Annotated in this window: 18 protein-coding genes; 12 read left to right on the top strand and 6 right to left on the bottom strand. The window is 52.5% G+C overall.

Annotated features, from left to right (window positions below):
- Nucleotide 1: 1 nt before the first annotated feature.
- From SH302x_RS03990 to accC, 3 genes are read left to right on the top strand one after another with little or no spacing between them, the layout of a single operon-like run.
- Nucleotides 2–1108, top strand: a complete 1107-nt coding sequence (locus SH302x_RS03990; RefSeq protein ID WP_479367454.1) for a M24 family metallopeptidase — start codon at nt 2–4, stop codon at nt 1106–1108.
- 24 nt (nt 1109–1132) lie between these two features.
- The gene (accB, locus tag SH302x_RS03985; protein ID WP_479367453.1) at nt 1133–1627 is read left to right on the top strand and encodes an acetyl-CoA carboxylase biotin carboxyl carrier protein; all 495 of its coding nucleotides are present in this window, start codon (nt 1133–1135) and stop codon (nt 1625–1627) included.
- A 51-nt stretch (nt 1628–1678) separates the two neighbouring features.
- A complete protein-coding gene (gene accC, locus SH302x_RS03980; RefSeq protein WP_479367452.1) occupies nt 1679–3037 on the top strand; it encodes an acetyl-CoA carboxylase biotin carboxylase subunit in 1359 nt (452 codons plus the stop codon).
- 80 nt (nt 3038–3117) lie between these two features.
- Here the strand turns inward: accC and SH302x_RS03975 are convergent, their stop codons facing one another.
- Complete coding sequence (locus SH302x_RS03975; RefSeq protein ID WP_479367451.1) at nt 3118–4746, bottom strand: AAA-type ATPase lid domain-containing protein; 1629 nt, start codon at nt 4744–4746, stop codon at nt 3118–3120.
- Nucleotides 4747–4766: 20 nt separating this feature from the next.
- A complete protein-coding gene (gene larC, locus SH302x_RS03970; RefSeq protein ID WP_479367450.1) occupies nt 4767–6464 on the bottom strand; it encodes a nickel pincer cofactor biosynthesis protein LarC in 1698 nt (565 codons plus the stop codon).
- Nucleotides 6465–6630: 166 nt separating this feature from the next.
- Between larC and ykgO the strand changes: the two genes are divergently transcribed.
- Together ykgO and SH302x_RS03960 are read left to right on the top strand one after the other, a co-directional pair.
- Entirely contained in the window at nt 6631–6783 is a 153-nt protein-coding gene (gene ykgO, locus SH302x_RS03965; RefSeq protein ID WP_479367449.1) for a type B 50S ribosomal protein L36, read from the top strand.
- Nucleotides 6784–6819: 36 nt separating this feature from the next.
- Nucleotides 6820–7608 carry a YceI family protein gene (locus SH302x_RS03960; protein ID WP_479367448.1) on the top strand — a complete coding sequence of 263 codons (789 nt, stop codon included), beginning with the start codon at nt 6820–6822 and terminating at the stop codon, nt 7606–7608.
- Between the two features lie 315 nt (nt 7609–7923).
- On the opposite strand, the gene SH302x_RS03955 is transcribed toward SH302x_RS03960, so the two are convergent.
- Both SH302x_RS03955 and ilvN read right to left on the bottom strand, forming a co-directional pair.
- Nucleotides 7924–8622 (bottom strand): hypothetical protein, encoded by a 699-nt coding sequence (locus SH302x_RS03955; protein ID WP_479367447.1) that lies wholly within the window; start codon nt 8620–8622, stop codon nt 7924–7926.
- Between the two features lie 333 nt (nt 8623–8955).
- Complete coding sequence (gene ilvN / locus SH302x_RS03950; RefSeq protein ID WP_479367446.1) at nt 8956–9489, bottom strand: acetolactate synthase small subunit; 534 nt, start codon at nt 9487–9489, stop codon at nt 8956–8958.
- Between the two features lie 159 nt (nt 9490–9648).
- Here ilvN and SH302x_RS03945 point away from each other — a divergent pair, with 159 nt between their 5' ends.
- The 4 genes from SH302x_RS03945 (at nt 9649) to speA (ending at nt 17914) form a co-directional block, all read left to right on the top strand.
- Complete coding sequence (locus tag SH302x_RS03945) at nt 9649–10611, top strand: class I SAM-dependent rRNA methyltransferase (protein ID WP_479367445.1); 963 nt, start codon at nt 9649–9651, stop codon at nt 10609–10611.
- 268 nt (nt 10612–10879) lie between these two features.
- Nucleotides 10880–12256 (top strand): efflux RND transporter periplasmic adaptor subunit, encoded by a 1377-nt coding sequence (locus SH302x_RS03940; RefSeq protein WP_479367444.1) that lies wholly within the window; start codon nt 10880–10882, stop codon nt 12254–12256.
- 12 nt (nt 12257–12268) lie between these two features.
- Entirely contained in the window at nt 12269–15520 is a 3252-nt protein-coding gene (locus SH302x_RS03935) for an efflux RND transporter permease subunit (RefSeq protein ID WP_479367443.1), read from the top strand.
- Between the two features lie 495 nt (nt 15521–16015).
- Nucleotides 16016–17914, top strand: coding sequence for a biosynthetic arginine decarboxylase (speA, locus tag SH302x_RS03930; RefSeq protein WP_479367442.1), 1899 nt, complete (start codon nt 16016–16018; stop codon nt 17912–17914).
- A 155-nt stretch (nt 17915–18069) separates the two neighbouring features.
- Here speA and SH302x_RS03925 read toward each other — a convergent pair whose 3' ends face one another.
- Nucleotides 18070–18312: a hypothetical protein gene (locus tag SH302x_RS03925; RefSeq protein WP_479367441.1), complete on the bottom strand. Its 243-nt coding sequence runs from the start codon at nt 18310–18312 to the stop codon at nt 18070–18072.
- A 285-nt stretch (nt 18313–18597) separates the two neighbouring features.
- Here SH302x_RS03925 and SH302x_RS03920 point away from each other — a divergent pair, with 285 nt between their 5' ends.
- Genes SH302x_RS03920 through SH302x_RS03910 form a run of 3 tightly spaced genes read left to right on the top strand, consistent with a single transcriptional unit; the run spans nt 18598 to nt 23836 of the window.
- On the top strand, nt 18598–21660 hold the full coding sequence (locus SH302x_RS03920; protein WP_479367440.1) for a tetratricopeptide repeat-containing protein: 3063 nt from the start codon (nt 18598–18600) through the stop codon (nt 21658–21660).
- Nucleotides 21635–22195, top strand: coding sequence for a hypothetical protein (locus SH302x_RS03915; protein WP_479367439.1), 561 nt, complete (start codon nt 21635–21637; stop codon nt 22193–22195). Before SH302x_RS03920 ends, SH302x_RS03915 begins: the two co-directional genes overlap by 26 nt.
- A gap of 45 nt (nt 22196–22240) precedes the next feature.
- Entirely contained in the window at nt 22241–23836 is a 1596-nt protein-coding gene (locus SH302x_RS03910; protein ID WP_479367438.1) for a hypothetical protein, read from the top strand.
- Nucleotides 23837–23864: 28 nt separating this feature from the next.
- On the opposite strand, the gene SH302x_RS03905 is transcribed toward SH302x_RS03910, so the two are convergent.
- Nucleotides 23865–25694: a CRTAC1 family protein gene (locus SH302x_RS03905; protein ID WP_479367437.1), complete on the bottom strand. Its 1830-nt coding sequence runs from the start codon at nt 25692–25694 to the stop codon at nt 23865–23867.
- Nucleotides 25695–25785: the final 91 nt, after the last annotated feature.

The following is a 25785-nucleotide window of genomic DNA, read 5'->3' as shown; positions in this document are numbered from 1 at the left end:
ATTGAAGACCTTTGACTATCCTGGGCGACGCGCCAAGCTATTAAAGCGAATGTGGGACGCGGATGCGTCGGCGATGCTGATCTGCGATGAAGCGAACGTCACTTACCTGACTGGCTTCACCGGTGGCGATTCCTACCTTTACATGGACGATACGGGGAAAGCTGCTCTGCTTAGCGATGGACGATACTCCGAACAGATCGAGCAGGAGTGTCCGGACATCGAATTATTCTTGCGGCCCATGGCCAAAACACTGCCAGCTTCGGCATCGATGTTTTTGAACAAGCAATACTATGCCTCGATTGCGGTGGAAGGGCATTCCCTGACGCATGTAGCCTACAAGCAAATCGAAGAGAGCTTGAAATCCAAGACCATATGGTCAGCCCCTGGACTGGTGGAAGCCTTGCGTGAAAAGAAAGATCCGCTGGAAATTGAGCTGATTGAGCAAGCGATTCTGGTCGCTGAAAACGCGTTTCTCTCGGTCAAGGCAAGTTTGCGGCGTTCCATGAGCGAAAAGGAAGTAGCTGACGATTTGGAATATGCGATGCGAAAGCTGGGGGCTAGCGAATCGAGCTTCAAAGCGATCGTCGGCGCAGGCCCTAGAGCCGCTTTGCCGCATGGAATCCCTAGCCAAAAGAAGATCGGCGACGAATCTTTCTTGCTGATTGACTGGGGAGCCAAGGTCGGTGGGTATGTCAGCGACTTGACCCGCGTTTTGTCCGTCGATAGGATACCCGCCAAATTTGCCAAGATTTACAAGGTCGTCCAACGGGCTCAAAAGGCCGCGATCGAAGCGATTGCGCCAGGAGTAGCGATGGAAGAAGTAGACCGAATTGCTCGCAGCGTCATCGAAGAGGCTGGGTTTGGAAAGCGATTCACGCATTCACTCGGACATGGATTCGGTTTGCGAGTCCACGAATCGGTGCGTTTGGCAAAGGGTCAGACTCGGCCATTGGAGCCGGGGATGGTCGTGACGGTCGAACCTGGCATTTATATCCCGGGTTGGGGCGGAATTCGGATTGAAGATGACTGTTTGGTTACGAAAGATGGCTGTCGGGTACTTTCCAAATTGCCGACGAATCTAGATGATAATTGCGTAGCTTGGATTTAATGCACAAAAGAAGGTGGGAAATCGATGGCCGAAGGTCAATCTAGCGAAGGTGATGTGTTCTCCGTTGAGCGAATTCGGTCTCTGATTGACCTGATGAAGGAACACGATTTAACGGAAATCGACTTGCGGCAAGACGCCCAGCAAATTCGATTGGCTCGTGCGGTCGCCACTCCGGTAACTATTGCACAGGCCCCGATTCCCGTTCAAGCGGCTCCCGCAATGGCTGCACCAGCCCCCGCAATCGCAGCGCCGCCCAACGACGACAACAACCCTAATATTATCACTATCAAATCGCCGATGGTGGGCACGTTTTACTCGCGTCCCAACCCAAATGCCAAAAATTTCGTTGAGGTCGGATCGTCGATTCAGGCCGATTCGGTCGTGTGCATTATCGAGGCTATGAAAGTTTTCAATGAAATCCCGGCGGAAGTTCGTGGTCGCGTTGTTGCCATCCTTGTCCAAAACGAGGAATCTGTTGAATTCGGGAAACCGCTGTTCAAGGTTGATACGCGAGCCTAACTCTCGGCTGGCGTCCAAGCTTCAATGCAATAGAACTCGAATGGTTTGTGAATGTTCCAACGTATCCTGATAGCAAATCGCGGTGAAATCGCACTTCGCGTCATCCGCGCCTGCAAAGACTTAGGCATCCAAAGTGTCGCGGTTTATAGCGAGGCTGATCGCGACTGCCATTATCTCAAACTGGCTGACCAAGCCATCTGCATCGGGACGGTCAAAAGCGCCGACAGTTACCTGCGCATAGACCGCTTGATCTCTGCAGCCGAAATTGGCAACGCCGATGCGATCCATCCTGGCTATGGCTTCCTGGCGGAAAACTCGCATTTCAACGAAGTCTGCCGCTCGTGCAATATTGAATTCATCGGACCAACTCCCGATGCCATGGAACGCCTGGGCGACAAGAGCACCGCTCGATCCATGGCAATCGCAGCCAAAGTCCCGGTTGTGCCCGGCAGCGATGGCTTGATTGAAAGCGAACTTGCAGCCGTCGAATACGCCAACAAAATCGGTTACCCCGTGCTGATCAAGGCAACTGCCGGCGGCGGTGGTAAAGGCATGCGAGTAGCCACCGACGATTCTTCTTTGAAAGTTGGTTTACAACAAGCTCAAGCTGAAGCCAAAGCGGCGTTCGGCAACGCAGGCGTCTACCTGGAAAAATTTATCGATCGTCCACGACATATCGAAGTCCAAGTCATTGCCGATAAACATGGCAACGTCGTTCACCTGGGCGAACGCGATTGCTCCGTACAACGCCGTCACCAAAAATTGATCGAGGAAAGCCCTTCTTCAACGCTGAGCGCCAAGACGCGTGAACGAATCTGCGAAGCGGCCGTACGGATGATTCGCAACGCAGACTACTACAACGCTGCGACTGTTGAATTCATCGTCGATAAAGATGAAAACTTTTACTTCATCGAAGTTAACGCTCGCATCCAAGTGGAACACCCCGTCTCCGAAGAGGTCAGCGGAATCGATTTGATTAAGACGCAAATTTTAGTGGCCGCTGGTGAGAAACTACCATTCACACAAGACGACATTCAGTTCCAAGGCGCTTCGATCGAATGCCGTATCAACGCGGAAGATCCCAACAAAAATTTCCAACCAAGTCCTGGCAAGATTCAACAGATGTTCGTCCCAGGTGGTCCTGGCATTCGGTTCGATTCGCACGCTCATGCCGGCTATACCGTGCCACCTTATTACGATTCGATGATCGGTAAATTGATTGTGCATCGCAACACGCGTACCGAAGCGATTGCTGCGATGCAGCGTGCTTTGGCAGAACTTCGTATCGAAGGGATTCGAACCACCACGGACTTCCACCGCGAGATCTTGAGCCAACCAGAATTCATCGATGGCAGTGTGGACACCAAATGGGTCGAGCGAGATTATTTGCCTCGCCGTAAACCTCAATAAAACAATCCGCTTTTTACGTGTTTTAAACGGCCCCCACTTTTTCGGAGCACGTGCCCCGTGCGAGCAATACGCTTGCGGCCCTATTCGTCCTCGATGATTTCGCGGAAGACGGGCATTTCGTCCGCTTCGTCCATCGCCAAATCCACCAACTGATCGTCGGTCAGGGCCTGCTTTCGGCGGATCGCGGCTGCTTTGGACTCCGGCGATTTGCCGCGAGACGGACGGCTGTCTTCCAGAACAAGCGTCTGCACCGGTTCGTGACTTGGTTGATCGGATACGGCTAGTTCACTTCCTTGCGAGTCCTTCGTGTCCACGTCCACTGGCATATCGATTCCGAAGAACTCCAGCCGTCGCAATAGCTTCGCTCGCGAGATACCTAAATGCTTCGCAACAGCAGTCCTGTTTCTTGGAAACTGCCTTAACGCCTGCTCGATCAAGCGTCGTTCCACATCCATCAGCACTTTTTCCAATTGGATCGGCTCTGGGTCGGCGCTTGGCGTAGCTGCAGAAGGATAAGTCCGAATGCACAGAGGTAGATGTTCGATTTCAATTTCGCCTCCCTGACTTGCCTTGACGGCATGCCGGAGGCTTGTCACAAACTCCGCGAGGTTCCCCGGCCACCGATACGCAAGGAGGCACTGCTTGACGGTCTCGCTGACAGTCGGTGGCGTCTCCATCTTTAACTCCGCGCACACTTGCAACAAGATTTGGCGAATCAACACCGTATGGTCAGCCGCTCGTTGTCGCATGGGACATAGCTGGATATGAATCACGCTGAGCGCTTTGAATAAGTCGTTGCAATGCCATGGCCCGCTAGCAGGGTGATTTGGAGTATTGGCGGTGGCCAGAAACATAGCCTCCGGAACTCGTTTCAATAAACGCATTGTTTCTTCCATGCATTCGGCAGGCAGCGCGTCGATCTGGTCCAATAACACCGCTGGGGCTGGCAATTGATTTTGCTTAGCAAAATGGATGCGTTGGTCAATCAGCTCGGCCAGCTCGCGCAGCAAACTCAAATCAACCACTTGGCAACTGATGACCGTCGGTGGTTCAGCATTCTTGTCGCTACGAGTACGTTGAAACAAGATCGCCTCGGCCAGCTTTCGCTTCCCCGCACCATTCGGCCCTTCGATTAAGACAGGCACTCGATTTTCAATAGCCAATTGAGTTTGTTGCAACGCCAGCTTGGTTGCAGGTTCGGGCCCAGCCAGGCACAGCAAACGTCGCAAAGCATACTGCTGGGAATTTAGCTCGGTGATGTAATCCCGCGTCGATTGCTCCAAACGCCACGCCTTAGGCAATCGTAAATACTGCATCAAAGGTTCGTCTTGATGCAACGCAAGCAATTGAACCAAACGCCGCTGTCGCTGATCCGGTAGACTTGTGGCCAGCCAGAACAGATGCGGCTGCCGTGCACTTCGAATCAAACCGCTGGCCGCACCATGCAAAACCGAATCACTGTCATACCAAGCCTGTACTTCGCTGATGAAAGGCGACGGCACTTCCTGACTGGCCGATGCATTTTCGACAGCGTTTACCGGTTGCAGTTGATAGCCAAGCAGTTCATCTAACTCAACTCCGATCAATCGCGCAGCAGCGTCATTGGCAAACACGACACTGCCTTGAACATCCATAATGACACAAGCTCGCGTAGCATCTCGCAAACTACCGATTAACTGTCGACCATTGAAAACGTTTTTGCGATCCATCGACACCCTCACTGCCTGTTCTATTGCTTCTTGGTTTCTTCATGACCTTCGTCGCCGGGACGGTCCAAGAAGTGCGGTCGGCGTATATGCGAAGGGGAATGGTACGAATGAGATCGCGGAATATGCTGCTCGAATTCATCGTGCGTTACATTGAGATCTTCCGCTTGGTCAATCGCATCATGATCCACCGTGGGCGGCTGATGTAGCTTCGGCTCGATGGACAATGACGCTCCGGTCCATTCATCGGGGATCGGCGTCTGCGGGCCAATGTATTCATCGGCCAAGATCCCGCTGCTGGGCGCATCGTTCATCGGATAGAAGGCCCGCAGCGTGTCCTGGGGTTCGTCCTCTTGCAGCCTTCCACTCAAGCGTTCTGGCTGCATCTGCTCGCTCCCATGGCCGTGATCATGCGAATGACTGTGATCATGCGAATGACTGTGATCATGCGAATGACTGTGCGAAGGGTCGATGGCTGGCGGCGCAGGGGGCAGAGCGGCATTCAAGCCGGTTTGCTTGTCGCTTTGGGCGAACACGGAAGGCCCCGAGAAGGCCAACCTAGCTTCATCCACCACGATACTCAGTCGAACTTCATGACGTTCAGCGAGCGCTTTGCAATCGTCGTATTCTGGCGAGAAATCGACTTCGCCGCTGGGCAAGTGCGATACCTTACCTCGCACGCTTCCGAATCTAGTGTCCACGCGAACGATCGAACGTTTGGCTATGGTGCGTTGCTGCTCGCGGTAGCGAACCCCCAGGGTGCCCGATTCTTCGAATAGAATGCGTTCCAGCCTGGAGCGATCACTGGGTTGTGCCAGCACGGTCAGCAGAACTCCGGGGCGTCCTTTCTTCATTTGCACTGGCGTTGTAAACACGTCCAGCGCGCCGGCCTTCCAAAGCCTTTCGATCGTGAAACCTATCTGCTCGCCGGATACATCGTCCAGATTTGTTTCAAGCACAGCGACGTTATCATCGTCGCGTTGGTCATTGCGACTGCGAACGCGCAAGGCATCCCCTACGATGACGCGGAGCAGATTCGGCCGTTGGGGTAGGTCACGCGTGCCAGCGCCGTAACCGATGCGTTCGATTTGCATGGAGGGCAGGGGACCAAATCCGCGGACAAGTTCCGCAAGAATCGCAGCCCCGGTGGGCGTGGTCAGTTCGGCCGCGATGTTGGTTGGCGCGATCGGAATTCCTTTGAGTATTTCGGCCGTCGCGGGAGCGGGCAGTGAAACCAAACCGTGAGCGATGTTCACTTGGCCATTGCCGACCGGAATCGCAGAGGCGTAAGCGGCTTGCGCACCGATCTCTTCCCAGGCAATCGCGGTTCCAACAATGTCAGCGATGGAATCGATGGCTCCAACTTCATGAAAATGGACTTCGTTCAGATCGCTGCCGTGGACCTTGGCTTCTGCCACCGCAATTCGCGTGAAGATCGCGATGGCCAACTGTTTGGCGTTATCGCTGATGGCCGCGTTGCTGATCATTTCTGTGATGTCCGAAAGGTGCCTGTGCGCGTGCTCTGGCGGGTGCGTGATCGAAATATAGTTCGCTCGGAATCCATTCTTCAGCACATTTTTGCAGCCGATTTGCAAGTTGGGCAGGCCCAGCGATTGAATGCCCTCCTGGACATTCTTCAAGCTGGCACCGGCGTCCAGCAGTCCTCCCAGGACCATGTCTCCGCTGGCTCCGCTAAAACAGTCAAAATAGGCGATACGCATGCCGAAATAAACCTTTGCGTTTTGGCATTGTGGAATAGAACTCAGTTGCTATGATACTCGCCCTAATCGATTTTCCGAACAGTGGCCTAGGAAAGCTATAGTTCCGAGGTTCGAATGTTGTCAAATATGCCGGTTGAATGAAGTCGGCTAGGCATGAGGAGCAGAAATGAAGGTTGTATCGTCAATTGGTGCGTTAAAGTACCGTCACCCCGACTGTCAAGTGGTCCGTCGTCGCGGGCGAATTTACGTCATTTGTAAAAGTAACCCGCGCTACAAAGTGCGTCAGGGTGGCGCGAAGGTGAAGCGTACCAAACGCTAATCGCATGCGGGAAACCGCAAGCCGCGTTTTCAAATCATGAATATCCTGCGAAGTCCTTATGGTATTTCGCGGGATTTTTTCGTTTTTGCCATCGGCAATTCGCTTGGTTCGGCTAGTTTTCTGGGCGGCGGCCCGGTTGTCCAAGTCGCACTTCCTAATTCCGCCTGTCTTGTCATCGGTACCAACGACGCTTACAACTTTAGTGACGTAGAGCCGTTGGAGCTCGCAGGTGGTGATAATATTGTAGGCAAGTTAGCTAAGGGATTCATTATGTTGTATCGGATTGTAGCGATGTTCGCGATCGCTTCTGGATTGTTGCTGAGCAGTGCTCAGGCAGAAGAAAAACTGAAAGCAGACACCGAGAAGTCGAAGATCGAATTTCTTGGAAAAAAATCTGACGGAGAGCATTCCGGCGGCTTCAAAAAGTTCACCGCCGAAGCGACCGTTGTGGAAGATGCCCCAGAAAAGGGCTCGCTGAAGATTACCATTGATACCGAATCGCTTTATTCAGACGACCAACGTCTGACTGCTCACCTGAAAAACCCCGACTTCTTCGACGTCAAAAAATATCCCTCGATCACTTTCGAAAGCAAGAAGATCGAGATGAAGAATCCAGAGCAGCCCACGGCCACGATCATCGGCATGCTGACGATGCTTGGTAAAGAGGAAACACTAGAAGTGCCCGTGACCGTAGAAGCCGATGGCGACCAAATCGTGGTCGTCGCCAAATTCAAGCTGGATCGGACCAAGTGGGGTATGAATTACGGCCAAGGCAAAGTCAACAACGACGTCGATATTACAGCGACACTGCATTTCGATCGCTAAACAGTTAACGCACCAATCCTATTGCGAAGACTGGCACAAGGCCCAGCTTCGCGGCGATGCTTGCGCCACAGCGTGAACCGAATCCCACTGGCTTGTCCAGTGGATCGTTGGGTTTCTTGCTACAGGACCTCTAGCAAGAAACGGAAGGATCTCCTGGGCAAGCCGGAAGCATTTGAAAGACAGAAGACCAAGGCACATCGTGCTGAGATCGCGAGTTCTGGGCGACCGTTGGGCTTGCCCCAACGCGTCGCAATAGGATTGGTGCGCTCGGCTCGTGCTGTCAACCGCACCCCTCTGCTGCTGGAGCCAATCGCCTTACTGCTGCCAAAAATTTGCAGGTGGCACAAGCATGAATTGTTCGATGGCGCTGTTGGCCGTTTGAATTCGCTTGAGATCGTCGTCGCTCAATGTCCATGATGGCGTCGAGATCGCGTATACGGCTGACTGACGACCCGTTCGAATAATCTTTTTAGGCATCAGGTTCTTCTCAACTAGTTTTGCGTTGAGGTGCAAGCGTATGTACGGAGGTAGTTTGGGAGGATGAACGGCATTCAGACGAGCAGACCAGTCGGCAAAGGAAGCGAACTGTTGTGCGGCCCCATCCAGTGGTGCTGTCACGGCAGTTGCTATGTAGCTGAGGTCTTCGTTACCCACTGTCAACGTTGGCTCACTAGCATCCGCCGCTTGCCACTGCTCGATGGAGACCTGACGCATCGATGCGGGCACTTGGCTGGCCGCTTGGTCGATCTCGCTTTGCAAGCTGCTGAGTAGAATTTCGACCTTCACCTTCTTCTTCTGATCCAATACTACGACATTTTGCAGGCGCGGATTGATGACCGTGATCATGCCGTCTTTGTCGCCGCTGAAATCATAGTAGACTCCGGATGAAAACAGCGTCACAGTTCGCTTGACCGGCGGTTGCTTTAGATCGACGTAGATATCGGTATCGACGCGAAAAGCGGCTGGAGCTTGCTGAGCCGAGGCTACGGAGAAATCGCTACCGGATATCAACATACTGGCACAGATACAAAAAAGTGGAATGATAACGCCGCGTGAATTCATAATGCTTGATCGATTGCTATAGGAAGCTGCAGCCCAACGCTTGGCGAGTGCTCGTACCCGAGATATCCAAGCCAACGTCGCTGGAAATGCCAGACGCAAACCGCTCCCATGCCGGAAACCAGAACGGCTGACGCGGCTATCTATAGCATTGCAGTTAACTTGAAGGCAACAGAGCTGCCGTCTAAAAACGCGGGCGGCCCGATAATTCCATAACTACTGCTCGCTGGCGGATCGGTAGAGCGAAACCGCCAAGAAAGTCAGAGGCAACACAAACAAAGGCGTTGGCTAGGCTTCGACGCCCGTCAAAGCAGGCTCTTCGCTCGCTTCCTGCGTCAGGGGATGGCTGCCGCGAACCATCGCAATTCGGCCCGTCCGGGTCAGTTCAATGATTCCGTAGGCCCGCATTCGTTCAATGAAGGCTTCAACCTTCGATTCGCGACCCGAAATTTCGATCATGATGTCCGACGCGCTAACGTCTACGATGCGACCGCGGAATATTTCGACTAATTCCCGTAATTCGCTGCGAGTTTTGCCAGCATCACACTTTACTTTGACCAGCATCAAATCGCGCTCGACGTAATCGTGCGAGCTGACGTCCTGAACGCGGACAACCGTTACAATTTTTTCAAGCTGTTTGCGGACCTGTTCCAGAACGCGATTGTCACCAGCCACCACCAAAGTCATGCGAGATAGCTGGGGGTCTTCGGTTTCGCCCACCGCGAGGGAGTCAATATTGTAACCTCGGGAAGCGAGCATACCGGAAATGTGGGCCAAGACGCCGGGTACGTTTTGAACTACCGCAGACAATACATGTCGCATTAGACTGATCCGTTTCCAAAATAAAGCGAAGCGAACGTGCCGTCTGGGCACGTGGGGCTCCGAAACCTAAATTCAAGTCGCGATGATAGCTCCGGCGCTGTGCTTTCTCAAGTCCATCGAGGGCTGGATCGCCTATTTCCAAACCTATTTGATGCTCGCATGGCACCTTTGAAAGCTTCTGACGGCTACGAACTCATCGACTTTGGCCAGGGACGCAAGCTGGAGCGGTTTGGTTCGCTGGTGATCGATAGGCCGAGCGTTGCAGCCGGTCGCCGTCGCAAATCTTCATCCCAGGCGGGCGAATTTTGGCAGCAAGCGGACCTAATTTACCAAGACCACTGGACGGCTTGTTCCGCCGCCGGCCAGGATGCGTTGAAGAATGGCTGGGTAGCGACAATTCCGACAGCTCAAACCGAACTGCGGGTCCTGCTTCGCAGCACGCCGGCTGGCCACGTGGGCTTATTTCCCGAACATCGGGCCAGTTTTGATGGCATGATGGAAAAAGCTTGCCGTTTTTTAAGTCCAGGCTCTCGGCCCCGTGTCTTGAATCTTTTCGCGTACACCGGATTCGGATCGCTCCAGTGTGCGGCGGCTGGCTTTCAGGTAACGCATGTCGACGCCTCCAAACCCGCGGTGCAGTGGGCTAAGCGTAACGCGGAACTAAACCAAACTGAACACATGGCCAGAGGCAAATCGGCTGGTTTTGAACAGAATCCCGTACCTTCAGACACGGATGATAATCGATCGCTACCGATTCGCTTTATCGTTGACGATGCGATGGCCTTCTGCCAGCGGGAGCAGCGGCGAGGAAACACTTACGATATGGTCTGTTTAGACCCGCCAGCCTATGGTCATGGGCCTCAGGGGAAAGCTTGGCGGCTGGAACGGGATCTACCGCGCATGGTGGCCGTGTTGCTAGGATTGCTGAGCTCTGATCCGGTCGGTGTTTTGATATCTGGGCACAGTGATCCAGAGCTGTTTCAGGAGATGATCACGAAATCTCCGGTGCTCGGAGAACTTACGACACGGTTTGACCAGACTGAGTTCCGATGGGTGGATGTTCCTAGCGTATGCGGCGGTAAACTGAACGCCGGGCACTGCCAACTGTGGCATCAAGGCTAGGCTGTTTTTTGGCTTAGATTGACGAATAACTACACCGTTAAGCTGATCCAGCGACCATAATGACCAATTAAAATTGCTGGCTAGGCTAGTTTTTGCCTACCGCTGCAGTCAAAATGAGCGTTGAGATTTTTTAAGTCGCACGCGAAGCAATTCAAAATTGTTTGGGTTTCTTTCCTGTTTCGGGTCAAAGTAACCAATCAATTGGAAATAGTTTCCCGGCCACCCGCCTGCCTACTCCGCAAACCCACCTAAAGCAACAACTGCCCCTATGCTTTCGCTTCGTATTCCGTCTGCTCTCCGGCACTGGGTCTTTCATCCAGTGGCCGCTGTTGTGTTCTTAAGTGGATGCTCAAAAGAATTGGATTCCCAGTTCACGTCGGTTCCTAAACCCAAAACCGCTCAAGAGGTCGCTGCTGCCAACGCCTTGCTCGACACGATTGAAGCAGAAGTGCTGACCGTCAATCTTCAAGATTGGCCCCGCATTGTCAGATCCCAGGGTTCGTTGGAGGCCGATCAAATATCGACGGTGGCCAGCGAAGTGAATGGCCAGATCCTTGAATTGCTGGTCGACATAGGCGACAAGGTGAAGGCCGGCGACGTCATCGCCAGAGTCGACCCGTCGGATTACCAGTTAGTCATTGAGCAGGCGACCGCGCGACTTCACCAAGCCAAATCGGCGATTGGATTAAGGCCAGACCAGGGCACAGAATCGCTCGATCCACTCAACGCTCCGCCCAGCCGCGAAGCCAAAGCGGTGTGGGATGAGGCCAAACAGCAAGTGGCCCGCATTAGGCAATTGTACGAGCAGCGAGCGATCGCCGATGTCGATCTGGACGCGGCGGAAGCTGCCGAGCGTGTGGCCGAAGCCCGTTATGCGTCGGCTCTCAATGGCGTGCGTGAGAAGATGGCGGCGATCCAGTTGCAAACGGCAGAACTGGACATTGCCAAACAAGGTCTAGCTCGGACGTCCGTCATTGCTCCGGTAGATGGTCGTATCCAAACACGTACTGTTGCTCAAGGCAACTTTGTTAGTCCAGGTCAGCCGATGTTCACGATCGCGGTCACGCAACTGCTGCGATATCGATCTTCGGTCCCTGAAAAGTATGCCCAGAGTTTGTCGATTGGCCAAACGGTGCGTGTCATGCCTGTAGGAAGCGTTTCGCTGCGAGAGACGACCATATCTAGGATTGCGCCGACACTGGACCAACAGAGCCGGTCGCTTTATTTTGAAGCTTATGTGCCTAATGAGGACGAAGCGATTCGACCTGGTTTGTTTGCTGAGTCAGAAATTACGCTGGACTCTCAGGCGCAGTCGCTTGTTCTGCCCAACACGGCGCTGATTCGTTTTGCTGGAATCGATAAAGTCTGGAAGTTAAGCGATGGGATCGCTCGTGAAGAAGTGGTCAGGATTGGCCGTCAAACAGAAAACTATTCAGAGATTCTCAGCGGTCTGGCCCCCAATGACATGGTATTGAAAGATGCTGCCCGCGGTCGCCTGGCGAAGATTTCGCCGAAGAATACCAAGCCGGTCTCGCAGCTCCAAGAAGACGCATCATCGGCCGCTCCCAAATCGGCGCCGGCCAGTGACAACACGCCGCAGACGACTGAGCCCGCTGCGAAAGCTTCTACTACACCAGCGACCTAAGGAAACGAAACCATGTATGGATTAGCTCGCCTGTGCGTGCAACGACCGGTCTTTGCGGCCATGATGATTGTCGCTTTAGTTGTGGCTGGCATTGTCGCCTTCCCAATGCTAGGCGTGGACCGTTTGCCTAACGTCGATTTGCCGACGGTGTTTGTTCGCACCAGTTACATTGGAGCCGCTTCCGAAGAGGTGGAATCGGAAGTCACGCAAGTCATCGAAGATGCGGTGGCCACGGTGGCTGGCATTGATGAGTTGCGCAGCATCTCTTCGGATGGATCTTCATTTGTCATCGTCACGTTCCAATTAGATCGCGACGTCGATGCTGCGATCCAAGATGTTCGCGACCGAGTAGCAGGCATTGTTAATCGACTACCTCCGAACATTGACCCGCCGATCGTTGCCAAATCGGATACAGAAAGCTCACCGATTATGAGCTTGGCGGTTTCTGGTCCGCGATCAGCCACGGAACTTTACTACTACGCGGATCGTTATGTCAAAGGAGTGATCGAATCGAGCAAAGGGGTGGGAGCGGTCAACATCGCGGGTGCGGCTGAACGCGCCATTCAAGTTCAAATAGATGCCAGTCGCTTAGCAGCTTATCAAATGTCTATCTTGCAAGTGCGAGATGCTTTGGCGATGCAAAACGCTGAATCGCCGGGCGGGCGTGTCGATGAAGGCGTTCGCGAACGTTCGCTGCGCACCTTGGGTCGCGTGCAAGACAGTCGCGATTTCCCAGACTTGGTAATCGACACCGTCAACGGCACGCCGATTCGATTAAGCGACGTAGGTCGAGTCGAGGATACGACGAAAGAAGTCCGAACTCTGGCGAGACTCAATGGACAGCCCGCCGTAGTGCTACAAATCCAGCGGCAAAGTGGAGAAAACACCGTTGCTGTCATCGACGCGATCAAAGAGCGACTGCCTCGCTGTGCGTCATTGCTGCCTGACGATGTACGGATCACAGTCATCCAAGATCAATCTCGATACATCTTGGCGGCGTTGCACGAAATCCAAGGTCACTTGGTCTCTGGTTCGATCCTGGCGTGTATTACAGTGTTCCTCTTCATGCGGTCTTGGCGTTCGACCATCATTGCATCGATTGCGATTCCGGCGTCGATCATCGCAACGTTTGCGTTCATGAAAATGTTTGGCTTTACGCTGAACAATGTAACCATGTTGGCGTTGGTCTTGATGGTGGGTGTTGTCATCGACGACGCGATTGTCGTGCTGGAAAACGTATTCCATTGCATCGAAGAGAAAGGCATGAGCCCTTACGATGCTGCGATTGAAGGTACACGCGAAATCGGGCTGGCTGTTTTGGCAACCACGATCTCATTGGTCATTGTGTTTTTGCCGGTGTCCTTTCTATCCAGCGTCACGGGACGATTGCTGTTTGAGTTTGGTGTGACGGCTACCGTTGCGATCTTGATCTCCATGTTTATCAGCTTCACACTAACACCGATGATGTGTTCGAAGTTGCTGGTACCGATTAAACAAACCGGGGCGACAGCGAAATCGCGACAAGGCTTTTATCGTTATATCGAAGCAAGCTATATGTTCATTCTGCGTGGCGCGATGCGATTTCGGCTGGTCACGTTGTTCATCGTATTCGCGGTCCTCGGCTCCAACCTTTATCTCTACCAAATTGTACAGAAGGACTACATTCCGACCAATGTTGATGAGTCCGAGTTTGAAGTCAGCATCAGCGCCAACGAGGGCACAACGCTTACATCGATGAACCAAGCGATGCAGGCGGTCGAAAATGCCATTCTGGATACGGAGGGCGTTGAATTCATTCTTACGACGGTGGGAACTCGAGGATTCGGAGGAGTGAACCGGGGCGAGACTTTCGTCCGTTTGGTGGATGCTGAAGAAAGAACATTCAGTTTCGGTCGCTTGTGGAAGGGACTGCTTGCTGGCGACCCCAAAGCGGCTTGGCGAGGGAACTTCAGTCAACAAGACATCATGGGGCAGATGCGAAAGAAGCTTAATGGCATCGGTGGCTTACGTGTTGCGGTCCGAAACTTAACTTCGCTGCGACAAGGCGCGAATGTTGATATCGATTTTTCAATAACCGGTCCTGATTTAGCGAAGCTTTCGAAGTTCAGCGAAGATCTACGAAATGCGGCCATGAAGATCCCCGGCATCGTTGATCTCGACACCACTTTGCGACTGGACAAACCCGAGCTGCATGCGTCCATTTTGCGAGAGCGGGCCGCGTCAGTGGGAGTCAGCGTGCGTGAAATTGCCGATACGCTGCGAGTCGCTGTCGGAGGCGATGAACGTGTATCTCGCTATCGCGACGTAAGCGTCGATGATGCGTATGATGTTGAATTGCGATTAGTCGGCATCGATCGCAGTAACGTCAATGCCATATCCCAATTGTATGTACGTGCCAATCCTGCAGCCGCGCGCCCTGAAGCAACGCAAATGACCACCGCGCCGCGAACATCGGCGATGGGGAGTTCGCAAGTTTTAACGCGATTGGATAATGTGGTAGAGTTTAATTTCTCGAACGCCCCAGCGCGGATCGACCGCTTAGACCGTCAGCGGATGGTCGCTGTCCGCGGTAACATTGCGGCCGGATATGCTTTGTCGGATCGCATTGCAGCCTTGCAAGCGGTAGCCGATGAGCTAGGTGTTCCGTCTGGATTTGAAACACGAGTCTTGGGCCGTGGCCGTGAGTTGGACAAGACGCTGGAAGAGTTTAATTCGACGTTTATCTTGTCATTTATCTTTATGTACATTGTGCTTGCGGCGCAGTTCGAGAACTTGCTGTTCCCGATCACGATCCTATTGTCGCTGCCACTGGCGATTCCGTTTGGTATTATCAGTCTATGGTTGGGTGGGGAGTCGTTAAATGTGTATTCAGCGTTAGGGATTTTGGTACTTTTTGGGGTGGTCAAGAAAGCGGCCATTCTGCAAGTGGACCACACCAATGCGTTGCGGAAGCAGGGCATGCCACGCGCGGAAGCGATTCTGCAAGCCAACCGAGATCGTTTGCGACCAATTCTGATGACCACAATTTCGTTCGTGGCAGGTTTGATGCCGTTGTTGATTGCGAGTGGACCGGGCGCAGAGGAACGTCGCAGTATTGCGGTCCTTGCCGTTGGCGGTCAAAGCCTATCATTATTGTTAACGTTGATTGCGATTCCTGTGATCTATTCGTACTTAGACGACCTGAGCGAACTTGCCGCCCGTGTCTTCAAGAAGAAGAAGGTCACTTCCGAACAACCCGAAATGGCTGCGGCACCAGCTAAGTAGTTCTTGGATGGCCTCTAAAAGTTCTATAAGCGGCAACATCTCAGCTCTCAAGTTTGCCAACCTGCTAAGTATTGGCATCGCCCTTGACTTCGACTTGGGGCAATGTGTAAAGACACTCCGACGTTAGAGATTGATGTCGTTTTAGAGACGACTTCACGTCTTACGCGTCTTCATGGATCGGCTGATGTTCGAGGATTTGCGGGAATGCTTGAGCAGCCAATAACTCGCAGGTGAACAGCCTGCGGTTCGACTTGATCTCTGGGTCATTCAGGTCGATTGAGGTCAGCGGGTCTTTGACTATCGACTACGGGCGGTCGACTTCATTGGAAGCGACCGCACCGTCGTCGTTGTCAGCGTTGAAGGTGCCGACTTTCCGGACGTTTTCTCTACGTTTTCTGGAGCAATTTGACTGGCAAGCTGGTGGTACAAAGCCCCAAGAGAGCCTAAAATCGTCGGGATTCTATCCGAGACCTTCGCTGGAAGACAAAGCAGAGAATGAAAGACCAAACCCTCCAAAAGATTCAACAGACCTACGGCATCGAGAATTGGGGGGCGGGTTATTTTGATGTGAATGCCCAAGGTAATGTGGTGGTGCGTCCTGATCTGGAATCTTCAGCCACGGGCGAACTGCTGGAAATTACCAAACATTTGATTGAAGAAAAAGGGCTTGCCACGCCGCTGGTCCTGCGTTTCCCGCAAATCCTGCAGCAGCAATTAAAACTTCTTTCCCAGGCCTATAGCAGCGCCATTGCGGAATACGAGTACAAGGGATTGCACTATCCCGTATTCCCCATGAAGGTGAATCCCCGAAAAGAAGTGGTGCACGAGTTTTTGGACCACAGCCAGCAACTGCGGGTGGGCCTGGAGTGTGGCAGTAAAGCGGAGTTGTACGCGGCCATTGCTCAAGTGCAATCCGATGATTCCTTATTGATCTGCAATGGCTTCAAGGATGAAACCTTCATGCGACTGGCTACGTTGGCCGTACAGATTGGCAAGCGGGTGGTGATCGTGGTTGAGAAACTGAACGAATTGCGGATGCTGTTGCGAGTCGCGGAGGAGTCGGGCGTCTGTCCTTGGATTGGTCTGCGGGCCAAACTTTATTCACGCGGTTCTGGGAAGTGGGCTTCTTCCGGCGGCGATTCCGCAAAGTTCGGTTTGACCACTTCTGAAATTGTGCGCTCGCTGCAGTTGCTACAAGAGACCAACCGAGTCGACCAACTGAAGTTGCTGCACTTTCACATTGGATCGCAAATCACCGATATCAAACGCGTCAAAAATGCGATGCGCGAGGCGGCTCGGGTTTATGCCAAGACGACCAAGCTGGGCTTTCAAATTGAATTCTTAGATATTGGCGGTGGCTTGGGAGTTGATTATGACGGTTCCAAAACACGATTTGAGTCGTCGATGAATTATACTTTGCAAGAGTTCGCCAATGCGGCCGTCTACACCATTCAAGGTGTCTGCGACGATGAAGAAGTCGCGCATCCGCACTTGGTCACCGAATCGGGTCGCATGATGACCGCTTATCACAGCGTTCTGGTGGTTTCGATTCGCGAGGAAATTGAAACGTTTGCCGACGACGAGCCAGAAGTCACCATTGATGAAGATGATCCGCAGGTAATCAGCGAATTGAAATATTTGCTGGACGACATCAATGGTAAGAATTACGAAGAGTACTATCACGACGCGCTTGAACACAAAGACGACCTGCATACCGAATTCAACCTTGGCTTGATATCCTTGGAGGACCGCGCGAAGGGGGAAGTCTTGTTCTGGGAGATCTGCGACCGAGCTTTGCATGAATCGGGTTCCGCTCGCTTCCGCAATGAAGAGTTTGAAGATGTGGAGAAGGTCCTGGCGGCAAAATACCTGTGTAACTTCTCCCTGTTCCGATCTTGCCCCGATTCATGGGCCATCGGCCAACTGTTTCCGATTGTCCCCTTGCATCGGTTGACCGATCCCATGACGGATTTAGCTACACTGGTTGATGTAACCTGCGATTCCGACGGCAAGATCGATCAGTTCGTCGACTTGCGCGATGTCCGTCAGACTTTAGAATTGCCCGAATGGAGGGACGGAGAGTCCTATTTCTTGGGTATCTTCCTGGTGGGTGCCTATCAGGAAGTGATGGGTTCGCATCACAATTTGTTCGGAATCCCGGACGAAGCCTTGGTAGAGATCGATGACCAAGGATTCCACATTCGGACTGCCATCCGCGGTAGCAAGATCGAGGACATGGTCCGCTTTGCGCGATATGATGCGGGAACGTTGGCCGATGAATTCGGAGAGCAGCTTAACACGCAATGCGACAAAGGCAAACTTCAGCGAGCGACGGCAGAAAGGCTGTTGGCACAATACAAAGAGGCCGCAAACAACCGGACTTATTTGGAGTAGAGCCCAAGCTAGCGAAGGATAGCAAGCGGAATCGTGAGCTATCCGTGAAGTTTAACACTAGGCGAGACAGCATGCGTGGCAATCGGCGAACGCATGGCTGCGGCAATCGGCTGATTTGCTGGCGAGTAAGGCTTTCTCGTTGCAGCAACCGCTGCTTAGCGAGTTTGTTGGGCAGCCTTGGCTTGTTCACGAGCCGCTTTTAGAGCAGCGGTTTCGTTGGCTAGTTTATTCTCAGGTCCGGCTGGGAAGTACTGAATGTCATCATACAAGTAATAAGCGCTAGGCAACGTTTGCCCCGCGACACTTACTTGGCAACCGGTAGCCGAGCCCAAGACCGACGCGACGGTAACCAGGAGCGTAACTGCCGCAAATGCTTTGTTTGTTTTCTGACTAGCCATACTTCGAAGGCTCCACCCTTAGTTACCACAAGCTTTGCTAAGACTCGCAAAGCGCCTAAAACTCCTAAACCTGCAGCGAATGCCTTGAACAACCGGGCTACGGTCCGTTCAAAGCGACTGAGGCTTGTTCTGGAGTTTGTATCGGTTACAGGGATGGAAACGCTTGAATGAACCTTGCCAATTAGTTTCAAGGATTTGATTTTTCCTGAACAACCATCGAGGCAGAAGTATCATAGAATAGTAGTCCCAGCGCTTCGTTTTCTCCCTCGTCCAATAGCGATTCCCATGGTGAACAGAACCTTGCCCATTTTCAGTTACCTGCGTCAGTTCGCAGGGCGATATCGAGGGATCGCTAGCGCACTTGCTGCGATCATTGGTGTCCTACTAATTGACGCGGCCCATTGCCGAGCGCAAGCGCCTGCGGCTCGGATCATCTACCCGATCGGTGATTATCAAGTTGGAAAGCGATTGCTGTTTGAAGGTCTGACTGCCGCTGCATCCCACACTTTTGAAACCTCGTATCGTCTATCCCGGACCCTGAATGATCAGCATGGGATCGATGCCGTTCCATCGCTGTGTCGTAATGGCCAAGCTTTATATTTGGCAGGGGATCTTCCGGCAGCGTTATCGAACATCAATGCTGGGTTGTCGCTGGCCTACGCGTCGCGCTTTTGGGTGGCCTATCTTGACCGGATACCGATCACGCTGCGGCCCATTGAATTGTCGGATGGTCGCATTGGGTGGTATCCAGAGCAACGCGTATCGCGACTAGCGATTTACCCCGACGCATGGCCGGTTGCCATCGGCACTCAAGCGATGTTGGTGGAAACACAAGATCCAACTCGGGGATTGGTATTGACCACGGAAGTGATTTGGATTGACGCTATTGAAACGTTCCTTAGCCAAGCGACAGCGCTTCGGTTGCGAAATGAAATGCTAGGCCCGCTCGCACAGCACTATGACTTGACTCGCCAACTTGAGTCGATGTATGCAGACGTTCGACCGACGATGCCCGAGTTGTTGCAGCGATGCCAAAACGTTTGCCACGCGATCGCTTTGCGAGGATCCGGGAATCATCGACGAGCCAAAAGCTTACTAGAGCAGAACCTGACGTTGGACAGCGGATTCGACCACCCGTTGACGGCTACTGCCCTGTTGGAGTTGGCCTCGATAGCCGCGACCGAAGGCAATGTGGCCCAAGTTGAACTACGAGCTGGCCAGGCCTCACTATTGGCAGCACGCCTTAATCAAATCGATGTTTTGGCCGAGGCGGCGATGTTCCTTACGCGCGCCACCGACTGGTTGACACCAGGGCAGGGGCTAGTCGTCACCGACAAAATGATGAGATGGGTTGATACTCGCTTTGGGTTGATGTATCTCACGGTTCTAGCAAGTGGTTGCGAGTCGGCTTCGCGAGCTCGCAATGCGACATCATTTACTTCCTTCGAATCGAAGTTCGATCGGCTCACACGCAGCGGCGAATTGCGTTTACCGCATTTGAGGGCTGCTGTGCAAGGCGTGCGAATCAAGCACTTTGCGGCCAGTGGCAACATGACCGCATCGCAAAATGCATTGCAACAATTAGTCTCACTGGGCACCGGTTCCGAATCCCCGTCGCCGTTGTTGTCAAAGCTGTTGCAAGCGACGTCGATTCAAATCGCTATGCGCGAGGGGGGGATGCCCAAGCGTACTTTGATGGAGCGTTTGGCAGGCTTGGTCCAGCGACCGCAGTTCGCAGACTGGCTCAGCAATCCTTGGCAAGCGATCGTTTGGGACAACTTGCCTCTCAATGATTTGTTTGTAATTCTGGCCAACGACTCCTATCAAACTCAACCAGCGGAGGACTTTATCCAACTGCTACATGACTGGCATGAGAGGCAATTAAGAATCAACCAACCCCTACAAGATCGGGCGCTTACATTTCGAAACCAACTTCGAAATGACGGATTGAACTGGGATGAAGAAAGCAAGAAGCAGTTACTGTCCTTTCAAACTCGGTATGCCAACTTGAAAAACAGGTTAACCGACATCGAAACCCGCTGGAAAAACCTGAGAGATAACTCAGATCCAGCAGGTTCCAACTGGAAGCAAGAGAACTTCCGAGAATGGCAACAATTGACTGCCATGTCGGCAAAGCAGTATCAGGAATATGCAATCGAATCCACCAGTTTGATTGGATTGCCTGCTTCAAGCGCAAGTCGCTTAGATTTTGAGTCCATCCGACAGGCGTTCGATGAGAAGCAAGCCATTTTAGGTTTTTTCAGGCATGAGGACCTTCTTTGGGGCTACTATCTGGATAAGTCGATGACTCAGATTTGGCAAATCCCCAATGCGAAGAAGCAAGCTGAAACGCAGAACCAGTTGCTCAACGCAATCAATGCTTACGCGGATATACCCACGCTCTTGGCGAATCTCGACAAAAGCAACTGGATCGAAATCTCGATGTCTTTAAGCCAAAGCTTAGTCCCTGCAGAAGTCCAAGAAGCATTGGATGGCAAAACGGCAATTAGAATCGTACCTCACTCGCAATTGTGGTTACTTCCTTTTGGCGTCTTGCTCAGTCCAGGAGCGAGCATTAAAGATTGTTGGCAAGCAAAGTTTCAAATCAGCTATGCAATCAGCCTCGCATCAGCGGGTTTCTCGGAACTCACCATGGCCGATACTCGACAGATCACGCTGTTTGCGCGACAGAATTTTTTCTCGCAAGAGAATGCTGTGGACGAACAACTGACTGCCGAAGTTATCGCAGCTTTACCCGCGCAGCACAGCAGCGTCGTGCGGCTACCCAAAGATCCGATCCAAAACTATCCGTTCTCGATTCGAAACGCGGATACGGTTGTCATTGCCAGCGACTTGATACTAGCCTCTGGAAATGCAGACTTCCTGCGGACAAAAGACCAAACGCTGCGGCTAGATGCTGTGGAACACATAGAACTGAGCGTACCGAAAATTGTACTTGCGCTGGATATCAACAATGCGACCGCCACGCAGATGTATCGCGACACGACACAACTCCAAGCCTGGTTGCAATTCCACCGCCAAGTGGGGACTCAGCAACTCCTTTGGAAACAATGGCCAGTTAATGGGGAGAGCACGGCCGTAGTAACACGCGAACTGCTTGACAGGTCGGATCGAAAACTAGCGTCCACGATTCAGAGTAGCATCTTAAGCTTGTGGGAATATGAGTTAACTTCCTACCAAGAGCCAAGGTTTTCACAGGCCAATCGCCGCGGAGAAGCACGGTTGCTTAGCGGCAAGATGCCGATATTCTGGGGAGGCTGGAAATTAGTCACCCATGTTCCTCTAGCAACCAAGGTTCCGAATGCAGAAGCAGTTAAGAGAAACTAATTGGCCGGAAGAAATTCGAAGGTTCTTCCAACAGCATGCGCAAGACCCACTAAATCCAAATGAGAGCGACGCTCAGGTCACATCGAACTTGGTTGGCGAGCTAGCCTTGATTTGCCGCGGAACGCTCGCGCAACGATCGCTTCAAGCCGCTTTACTTCTGGTTGGCAACCAATTAGATGCGTCGCATTCAATTTCCCAAAACTTGGAGACACCTATTGGTTCGTACTTGCACGGGATCATGCATCGACGTGAAGGCGACTTTGGAAATGCCAAGTATTGGTTTCACCGAGCAGGGAATTTTGACTTTTTTCAACACATCACCGCAGAGCTTGCAGAGAACGAACGACAATTGTTGATTGCCAAAGGGGAATCGGCCTGGGCTTTTGACCCTTGCGAATTGACTGATTGGCATCGCACGGCCGTTCAAAGTAAACTTGCTGCAACTGACAACGCTTTTTCCCACGCCGTCGTTGAATTGGCCTGGTTGGAGTTGTACTGTGTTGTCGATGCCATCCTCGATAGTCGCGATCGCTAAACCTTTATGAACATCATTTTCAACTGTGAGTTCTGCAATGCACAAATGCAGACATCATCAGATGCCCTCGGGCTGCAGTGTGTTTGCGTGTCGTGTGGCAAGAAGACAACGATTCGTGATAACTCACAAAGCAAAAAGCCGACGCCGACGCCCTCAAACAAAAAGCCCGCTACGCAAACACTTTCGATTGCCTGCCCGCGGTGCGCCAAGGAGTTGGATTATGCTCGCGCACTGGTAGGCACAAAAGGCCTCTGTCGCAACTGCCACGAACTCTTTGTGCTACCACCTGCAGGCCAATCGGCCACGATTCTGAAACGAGCCGCTGACGCGATCGCTTTTGAATGTCCTAGTTGCTTGCAACTCTTTGAAGGCCTGCGTGAACAGGTAGGCCGGAAAGGGCGTTGCACCAACTGCGCAACGGTCTTCCCTATTGTAGCAATTGAACCCAAAGAGCCGACCGAAGATTCAGGAGCAGCTCAAGCCACCTCGTCAGCCAAGACAAACTTGGTGAAACAAGCTGCCAGCCGTCCAAGCTCCGGTTCGAGCTTCCAAAACAAACCTCCCGGCCCGACAAGCTCAGCAAAAGAACTTGCTAAACCTAAAGTAACCTCGGAAAAGCCGACCAGGGCCCTCCCCCCAGCCGCGAAAACCAAGCTAGCCGATCCGTATGCCGCGGCAGATCCTTATGCCCCGGCAAGCAGTCCTCAGGGGCGCACGCCCAGTTCGGCAGAGGCGTTCACTACCGCCATGCCGATCGCTGACAGTCTCAGCGACTTTCATTCTACGGTCCCGGCGCAAACGACCTGGGATACTATCGACCTTACGGCAGGACTACCTAATGACCAATTTGGGGCTCACGGTGCATCGCCTTACTCGGCTCCTAGTTTTGTGCCATCATCGCAAAGCGGAAAAGTACGACTTGGAGAGCTGTTCCAAAAGACGTTTGATAACCTCTTCCCGGCTATCTTCTACATGTACTTGCCGTTGCTGGTTTGCGTCGTGGTGGTGGGGTTAGGGTTTGGATTCCTGAACGGGATTGCCTACATCAACCGAGAATGGCTGACCGATGTGGATCCATGGGTGAAAATTATTAGCGGCACGATTGCATTGATTGCATTTTTCGGTTCCTACCTCGTTGGAATAATCATTCTGATCACCTCTAGTTGCTACATAGCGATCAATGCAGCACGTGGCAGAACCATCGATGCCGAGATGGTTATTGTGCCCACAGAGATACGGCTGGGGATCATTGGGTATTTCTTCCTGCAGATCATCATGTTCATGCCGGTGTTCTTGATCATTTATTCGCCGTTACTTCTGGCGGCGATGTTCAGGGGCAACGGCCAGCCACCTGTGGCTTTATTGTTCTTCGTGATCGTTCTTCAGACGATTGTAGGCACGATCTTATACGCGATTATTCTGATTGGTGCGTGCGCGGTAGCTGATGGCAAACCTGTTGGCAAAGCTATCAGCATTTCGTTTCAATCGGTATTTGCAAACTTTGGGGTCTTCATCGCAATGCTCGCAATCGAGATGTTTCCGCTGATCGTCATCTCGGCCACAGGCTTGGGCGCGATCTTCTTTGTCCCCCAATACTTGTTTGTCCGAAGTGCAACATTTTATCGATTAGCGAAGCGATGATTCAGGGAGCTTGGCCGCTATTGGGCAATCATGCATCGGGCTGCTGCACGACCATCATGGTATTCAAGCTTGGGATGGCTACGGTCTGCACCTGCCCGTTCGGCCATTGAATTTTCATTTCCTTCGGCTCTTGACTGCCAAAGCCAAAAGTAGCAGGTAACTCGCATTGCGACAGGTAGCTTCGAGTCGGTGAAATAATGCGTCGGTAAGTTTCAAAACCGTTATTGATAGAAATGACGGCTCCGATGGCTTCGGTGTTTCCAGGCCGTCCTTTCAGTTTGACCCTTAACCACTTTTTCCCGGCGGCGAGATCATTGCGATAGAGGACAGCTCCTTGGCCGTTGCCGACGAAAATCAAATCCAAGTCCCCATCACCGTCCAGGTCGGCATAACTGGCCGCTCGGCCGACGAAAGGCCGCGGGAAATCTCGCCCGACTTTTGTTTCATTTAGCTCGATCAGTTCCGTGGAAGCCTCCGGGCCAGCATTCCAAAACAATTGCGGAGATTGCTCGTAGTGTTGTGTGGGTTGGAAGTTTGCGATTTCATCTTCCAAGTGACCGTTGACGCAGACGATATCCTGTCGGCCATCCAGGTCCATATCGGCAAAGAACAAGCCAAACGTCAAACGAAGCTTGGTCTGCGGACCAAACCCCGTTAGAGCGGCTTCATCGCGGAAGTAGGGCATCGCTCCACGCGAAACGTACAAGCTGGATGGTTCGTTCGCAAAATTACCAATCGCAATCGCAACGCGATCGTCATTGCGATAATGCGCGACATCGACGCCCATCGCACCGGTCGACATCCCGTTTCGATCAACAGCCACACCAGCAGTGTAGCCGCTTTCAACAAACGTTCCGTCTTTCTGGTTAATCAGTAAGAAGTTCTGCACAGTATCATTGGCGACGATCACATCCGGCCAGCCATCTTGGTTCGCATCCAGCAGTGCAAAAGCTAAACTTTTCGCAACAGGCACATCGGTATTTGGATCGCGTACGAGAATTCCGGCCGCCTGGCTGACGTCCTGAAAATGATCACCCATGTTGCGATAGAGAGTCAGGAAAGTGCCACCAAACGCGGTTGGCTGGCCATAGGCTCGCCCAATTCCAGATAGCGTGAAGCCCTGCTGCAGATCGGACTGGCGGTCCCACTTCACATACTGACCAACGAGCAAATCTAAGCGTCCATCGCGATCATAGTCAAACCACATCGCAGGACAGCTCCACTGGTCATCGCTGCCTCCCAATCCGTATTGGTCGGTGACATCCTCGAACCTTTGTCCCTCGATATTTCGATACAACCTATTTTTGCCGACTGCAGTAATGAAAATGTCGGTCCAGCCGTCGCCATCAAAGTCTCCAAATGCAGGAGCCATGCCATAGAAAGTGACGTCCAATCCCACTTCTTGAGTGACGTCTGTGAAATTCCCGCGTCCATCGTTGCGGTACATTTGCATCGAAGATGGCGCGCCATCTTGTTGCGACCAAGGCCAAGGGCATGAGTTTACGAAGAAGAGATCTTGGGCGCCATCGTTATTGAAATCCAACACGCCCACGCCCCCCCCCATCGTTTCAGGCAACAGACGCTCGCCAGCTTTGCCGTTAACATGTGCAAAATGGATTCCAGCAGCGGTCGTGACATCCACCAGCGGAATATCAGGCAGTTCGCTTTCAGCGATGGATTCGCGCACGGTGGGGACGATGATTTCGGTTCGTCTTTCTTCTAAGGGCTGTCGATTGAATGAAGCGATCAAGAAGACTCCACCGACAATACATGCAAACGCGACGAGAACGACCAGCGATCTCCAAAACGCGCGTCCGATGACTTCATCGTTTTGTTCGTTTTCACTATCTGGATTCATAACTGTTTTCTGACCGAGTGATGGCACTGCTTTGGTTCCTAGTATAGCCTGCCCACAGATTTGGTAAGGCAGATGTTTACTTAAGCTCAAG

It is taken from the genome of Njordella calcicola, assembly GCF_056494125.1.
Note: the sequence above shows the minus strand (reverse complement) of the source record. Positions and strands in the feature narration are given on the sequence as shown.

Coding starts and splice junctions, on each gene's coding strand:
- SH302x_RS03915 (WP_479367439.1), top strand. CDS start 21,635: ATGCAGAAGCAGTTAAGAGAAACTAATTGGCCGGAAGAAATTCGAAGG.
- larC (WP_479367450.1), bottom strand. CDS start 6,464: ATGCGTATCGCCTATTTTGACTGTTTTAGCGGAGCCAGCGGAGACATG.
- SH302x_RS03905 (WP_479367437.1), bottom strand. CDS start 25,694: ATGAATCCAGATAGTGAAAACGAACAAAACGATGAAGTCATCGGACGC.
- ykgO (WP_479367449.1), top strand. CDS start 6,631: ATGAAGGTTGTATCGTCAATTGGTGCGTTAAAGTACCGTCACCCCGAC.
- SH302x_RS03945 (WP_479367445.1), top strand. CDS start 9,649: ATGGCACCTTTGAAAGCTTCTGACGGCTACGAACTCATCGACTTTGGC.
- SH302x_RS03955 (WP_479367447.1), bottom strand. CDS start 8,622: ATGTTGATATCCGGTAGCGATTTCTCCGTAGCCTCGGCTCAGCAAGCT.
- SH302x_RS03975 (WP_479367451.1), bottom strand. CDS start 4,746: ATGGATCGCAAAAACGTTTTCAATGGTCGACAGTTAATCGGTAGTTTG.
- accC (WP_479367452.1), top strand. CDS start 1,679: ATGTTCCAACGTATCCTGATAGCAAATCGCGGTGAAATCGCACTTCGC.
- speA (WP_479367442.1), top strand. CDS start 16,016: ATGAAAGACCAAACCCTCCAAAAGATTCAACAGACCTACGGCATCGAG.
- SH302x_RS03925 (WP_479367441.1), bottom strand. CDS start 18,312: ATGGCTAGTCAGAAAACAAACAAAGCATTTGCGGCAGTTACGCTCCTG.
- SH302x_RS03960 (WP_479367448.1), top strand. CDS start 6,820: ATGAATATCCTGCGAAGTCCTTATGGTATTTCGCGGGATTTTTTCGTT.
- SH302x_RS03935 (WP_479367443.1), top strand. CDS start 12,269: ATGTATGGATTAGCTCGCCTGTGCGTGCAACGACCGGTCTTTGCGGCC.
- SH302x_RS03940 (WP_479367444.1), top strand. CDS start 10,880: ATGCTTTCGCTTCGTATTCCGTCTGCTCTCCGGCACTGGGTCTTTCAT.
- ilvN (WP_479367446.1), bottom strand. CDS start 9,489: ATGCGACATGTATTGTCTGCGGTAGTTCAAAACGTACCCGGCGTCTTG.
- accB (WP_479367453.1), top strand. CDS start 1,133: ATGGCCGAAGGTCAATCTAGCGAAGGTGATGTGTTCTCCGTTGAGCGA.
- SH302x_RS03920 (WP_479367440.1), top strand. CDS start 18,598: ATGGTGAACAGAACCTTGCCCATTTTCAGTTACCTGCGTCAGTTCGCA.
- SH302x_RS03910 (WP_479367438.1), top strand. CDS start 22,241: ATGCAGACATCATCAGATGCCCTCGGGCTGCAGTGTGTTTGCGTGTCG.